Annotated in this window: 2 protein-coding genes and 3 pseudogenes; 2 read left to right on the top strand and 3 right to left on the bottom strand. The window is 67.8% G+C overall.

All coding sequences use genetic code 11. From position 1 onward, the window contains the following. The first annotated feature begins 305 nt into the window (after positions 1-305). Together AB0F62_RS42405 and AB0F62_RS42400 are read left to right on the top strand one after the other, a co-directional pair. Entirely contained in the window at positions 306-1,319 is a 1,014-nt protein-coding gene (locus AB0F62_RS42405) for a sigma-70 family RNA polymerase sigma factor (protein ID WP_361812158.1), read from the top strand. Positions 1,320-1,482: 163 nt separating this feature from the next. After that, a pseudogene (locus AB0F62_RS42400) lies at positions 1,483-1,627 on the top strand (IS5/IS1182 family transposase); the annotation flags it as partial. A gap of 150 nt (positions 1,628-1,777) precedes the next feature. On the opposite strand, the pseudogene rplI reads toward AB0F62_RS42400, so the two are convergent. The 3 genes and pseudogenes from rplI to AB0F62_RS42385 form a co-directional block, all read right to left on the bottom strand. After that, a pseudogene (gene rplI, locus AB0F62_RS42395) lies at positions 1,778-2,065 on the bottom strand (50S ribosomal protein L9); the annotation flags it as partial. A gap of 34 nt (positions 2,066-2,099) precedes the next feature. Beyond that, positions 2,100-2,207: pseudogene (locus AB0F62_RS42390) on the bottom strand (IS5/IS1182 family transposase); the annotation flags it as partial. A gap of 61 nt (positions 2,208-2,268) precedes the next feature. Then, positions 2,269-4,740, bottom strand: coding sequence for a SpoIIE family protein phosphatase (locus tag AB0F62_RS42385; RefSeq protein ID WP_361812155.1), 2,472 nt, complete (start codon positions 4,738-4,740; stop codon positions 2,269-2,271). Positions 4,741-4,995 lie beyond the last annotated feature (255 nt).

Raw genomic sequence — 4,995 nt, 5'->3', positions numbered from 1 at the left:
TGGACTCCCGGGGCACCAGAAACGATGCCGCAGACCGCGGTTGGGCCCACCACCATCGATGGGTGCCGTCCACTCCACTCAATGAATCAACATCCAACACGTCTCGGACACCGAGTCCACAGGGGCATTCAAAAGCCGTCACGCAACAGTGACCACCCTGGTCAGTACGGGAGGCGGGATCGGAGCACGGCCCTGCTCATGGTTGCGCATTGCTCGACCACCCTCTCGTCACAGCATGCAGACCAAAAGGCCTGGTCGCGCCACCTGACAGCGCTGGCGCTGTAGGAATGGAGAGAAGAGGATTCATGCGTCCCGAGACATCCCCCGCGTACGGTGCCCTGGACGGGGCCGTGTCCGTCTTCGTGGAGCTCCGGCCACGCCTCTTCGGCATCGCCTATCGCTTGCTGGGCAGCGCGGCGGAAGCCGAAGACGTCGTCCAGGAGGTGTGGCTACGCTGGCAGACGACGGATCGCTCGGTCGTTCGCAGCCCGGCGGCCTTTCTCTCCACCGCAACCACCCGACTGGCGATCAACGTAGCCCAGTCCAGCCGAGTGCAGCGCGAGGCCTATATAGGCCCGTGGCTGCCCGAACCCGCCGACACCAGCAGCGACCCCGCGGTGGGCGCTCAGCGGGCCGAAGCCCTGGACTTCGCCATCCTGCTGATCCTGGAGAAACTCACCCCCACAGAGCGGGCCGCATACGTCCTGCGTGAGGCGTTCGATTTCCCCTATGTCGAGATAGGCGAAATGCTCCACCTGACCGCGGTCAACATCCGCAAGATTGTCAGCCGTGCCCGCGCCCACCTTGCCACGGAGCAGCGCAGAAAGGTCGATTCGGCCGAACACCAGCGCCTGCTCGACGCGTTCGTGGCGGCCGCGCAGAAGGGAGACATGGCCTCTTTGGCAGCGCTTCTGGCTCCGAATGCCATCAGTCTGTCCGACGGCAACGGCATGCGCGGCGTTGCACGCGTGCCGGTGCTCGGGCGGGCCCGGGTGGCGAACCTGTCAATCGCGTACCCGCGGTTCTGGGGCGACGCGGAGGTAGAGTGCGTCCAGGCCAACGGACGTGGCGGGGTATTGCTCCACCGGGACGGCTGCCCCTCGACCTTCATGACCATCGCGGCCTCGGACGAGGGGATCCACCACGTGATGTGGGTGTTCAACCCGATGAAGATCGCCGCTTACCTCGGCTCCCGCTCGCGGTACGCGGCCGTACCGGGCACCTCACGAGAGCCCCTGCCGGAGCGGCAGCCGACCAGCCTGCCGAAGGTGCTGCCGCAGGATCTGTTCCGTTGTCCGTCATCGACCAACATCCGCTGAGGGCCGTTCATTCGCGGCCAGTCAGGTATCGCAACGGCGAGCAGTCCCTCCCCCATCGCCACTGCGCCCTCCGTGCCCCACCGCCGATGTCCCAAGGCCAGTTGGAACCGCGCGCTCACCTCATGGACGCCACCGGACCCTCGCTCACCGAGACCCACGGTGTTGGATCGTCGAGCGTACCCTTCGCCTGGCTCCACCAGTCCCAACGACTCCGTATCCGCCACGAGCATCGCGCCGGCCTCCACCAGGGCCTCCTGGAACTCGGCTGCAGCATCATCTGCCTCCGACGACTCCGCACGTCATTCTGAAATGATCAGTAACAGGCATCGAGGTTGGCTGTTGCCGGCCTCGGCAGGGGCTGGGCGAGACACCGGCGCCGTCCGCGTCTGACAGGCGCGTCCGCCGCCGTCCCGTCCCCGGCACGACGCCGGGCCCGGTGTTCACACGGTGCGTGCGGGTCAGGCGGCCTCGACCTCGGGGTGCAGGCGCACCGACACCTGGTGGGAGCCCAGCGTCTTGATCGGGGAACCGATCTCGATCCGGCGCTTGTCCACGTCCGGACCACCCGCGGCCTTGACGGCGGCGGCGATGTCGGCCGGGGTCACCGAGCCGAACAGCCGGCCGGCGTCGCCCGCGCGGGTCGACAGCTTGACCTTGACGCGCTGGAGCTGCACCTTGAAGGCGTTGGCCTACTCGACGGTCGCGACCTCGCGGATCAGGAGCGCGCGGCGGATCTGATCGAGGTCGAGCCGACGGGCCGTCGCAAGGACCAGAACCGACCATCTCGAGCAAGCCCGTATTGCGCAGTTCGGCTAGGAGCTCCGCGTGCAGCCCGGGCCGGACACCGGCTTCGGTCCGGTCCCGCAAGCGGCGCCAGGTGGTCACGCCGAGCAGCCCACACTCCGGCGGGGACGTCCCGCCAGGCCACACCCTTGCGCGCACCGGGCAGCTAGAACCGCGGCGACGTCCGCGAACCAGAGGTTGTGGGTATTCCCTGTTCGACCCAGACAACCTTGCCTTCGCTCATCAATCGAGATCCCCACCTGCGCGACATCTGAGCGACGAGGAGGAGGCCGCGGCCGTTCTCGTCTGTGGAGCGTGCACGGCGCGGGCGTGGGGAGCAGGTATCGGAGTCCGACACTTCACAGGTCAGGACTCCGTGTTGTTTCAGGCACAATCGAATCGGACCGCTGCTGTGGCGGACGGCGTTGGTCACCAGTTCGCTGACAATCAGCCTCGTGGAGTCACCAAGACTGTCCAGGCCCCAGACGGTCAACTGGCGAACCGTCATCTCACGGGCACTTCGGGCGGCGGTCTCGTCATTGGGCAATGTCCAGCAGGCAACCTGACCCGCGCTCAAGGACAGAGTCCTGACGAGGAGCAGAGTGGTGTCGTCGCAAGAAGCCTGCCCGGGGACGGCGTCCGTCGCGCGCGTACAGAGTTCTTCCAGGGACCGGCCCGGTTCCGCAAGGACGGTACCCAAGCGGCGCATGCCGTCTTCGATGTCGCCGTCGCGGGTCTCGATCAGACCGTCGGTGTAGAGGGCGAGGAGGCTGCCTTCGGGCAGTTCCAGTTCCACGGTCTCGAAAGGATCTCCCAGGCCGACGCCCAGCGGGGCTCCGGGGGGAAGATCGGGAAAGGTGACATGGCCCTGCGGGTCGACGATGACGGGCGGTAGATGCCCGGCCCGGGCCATGGTGCACACGCGGGTGGCGGGGTCGTAGACGGCATACAGACAGGTGGCGCCGACCGCTCCGGGAATCGAACCCATGTCGTCGCCGTCCGCTTCGGCCAGTCGCTGGACCGTGTTGTCGAGGTGGGCCAGCACTTCGTCGGGGGGCAGGTCCATGTCGGCGAGCGTGCGCACGGCGGTGCGGAGCGTGCCCATCGTCGCCGCGGCGTGCAGACCGTGCCCGACCACGTCGCCCACGACCAGGGCCACCCGTGCGCCGGCCAGAGGAATCACGTCGAACCAGTCGCCGCCAACCCCATGGTCCATGTCGGCCGGCAGATAGCGCGACGCCGCCTCGACGGCCGTGCCGCCGGTCAGCCGGCGCGGCAGCAGGGTGCGCTGCAACGTGAGGGCGGCACTCTGCTCGCGCGCGTACTGGCGCGCGTTGTCCAGCGACCGCGCCGCACGACTCACAAGCGCTTCGGCCAGGAGCAGATCGGTCTCGTGGAACGGCTCCGCATTGTCTGTGCGGACGAACAGCACCACACCCAGCAGCGCGCCCCGCACACGAACCGGCACGATCATCAGCGAGTGCATTCCGGTCTCACGGAACCGCCGGGCTATCGCCGGGCGACCGTCGACCCAGGGTCGGTCGAGGTGCTGCTCAAGGTGAGGCTCGCCGGTGCGCAGGACGACCGCGAGCGGCGACGCGGACGGGACGGAGACCGGCTCGCCTTGTGTCAACGAGGACTCCGGCACCCCTGGATGAATCGACGCTTGCCCGGCCCGACGCAGCACGGGAACACCGTGAGCCGGGGCGCCGGAGTGAACAGCCGGCCCCTCGCCGAACGGGACGGACTGCTCCAGGTCGACAGCGACGTAGTCGGCGAGCAGGGGCACCGCCAGGTCGGCCAGGCTCTGGCTGGTCTGCATCACATCCAGGCTTTCGCCGAGGCGTGTACTGGCCTCGGAGATGGCGGCCACGTCCTCGCGCATCCGTCGACTCTCGGTGACATCGGCGCTGATCACGCATACGCCCACGATTTCGCCGTCGGCGCCCTGGAGGCAGTGGTAGGCCCCACCGAAGGAGTGCTCCCGGCCCGGGAAGGTGGGCAGCCATGCCCGGTACTCGTGCACCTTGGTGGCGCCACCTTGGAGGGCCTGCTGCATCAGTGCCTCGATGGCTTCGGCCGTGGCGCCGGGTGCTGATTCGGTGAGCCGTCGTCCCAGCCTCCGGTCAGCGGGGATGCCATCGTGCTGTTCCATCACGTCGTTCGTGAACATGCACCGCAGATGGGGGTCCCGGATCACGACCCCGATCGGCGCGCGGGCGAGGAGCGGGCCACGCATCAGTCCGCTCAACACGTCCCCTGACAGCCCTCCTGTGTCGGTCAGTGAGGCCAGCCAGCGTGTGGGGCCGTCCTGGCCTCGCAGTGCCGTGATCCGCAGGCTGACGTCGACCAGGTTGCCGTCGTGGCGTCGCACTGCTGACGCCCCCGGCCAGCCGTTCTCGGCGAGGAGGTGCTCCACGACCGCGTCCGTGGTGGCTGCTGCGCCGAAGGATGGCACCACCAGGGCGGCCGAGCGGCCGACGATGTCCCCCGCACCGTGACCGACGAGCCGCTCGGCGGCCTGCGTCCACCCGACAACCGTGCCCAACTCGTCCAGCAGTGCGAACGCGGTGTCGGATATGGCGAGCCCATCGAATTCATTACCGAGTGTCACCTGTGGGAGGCTGTCCGTTGTCATCGGGGCGCTGTCCTTGCGTAGTCGGGGGTCCGTTTTCAACCCTTTTAGTTAAATGTCAAACCAGATCTCCGTTTCGTGACAAACCTCCGAAAATAATACGCAAGGTCACTGCACCATTACACTCGGCATCGAGCAGCTGGCCTCCGGTCGGCCGGTCGGGACATGGCGCGTGCGGGCTGGATGGCGTTGCCCTGGCGGCAGATCCACCGGCGCGAGCGGCACAACGCCACGTGGGTTATCGCGGCCCGTGCGCAC

It is taken from the genome of Streptomyces sp. NPDC026673 (assembly GCF_040638135.1).
Lineage (GTDB): Bacteria > Actinomycetota > Actinomycetes > Streptomycetales > Streptomycetaceae > Actinacidiphila.
This window is presented reverse-complemented; position numbering and strand designations above follow the sequence as displayed.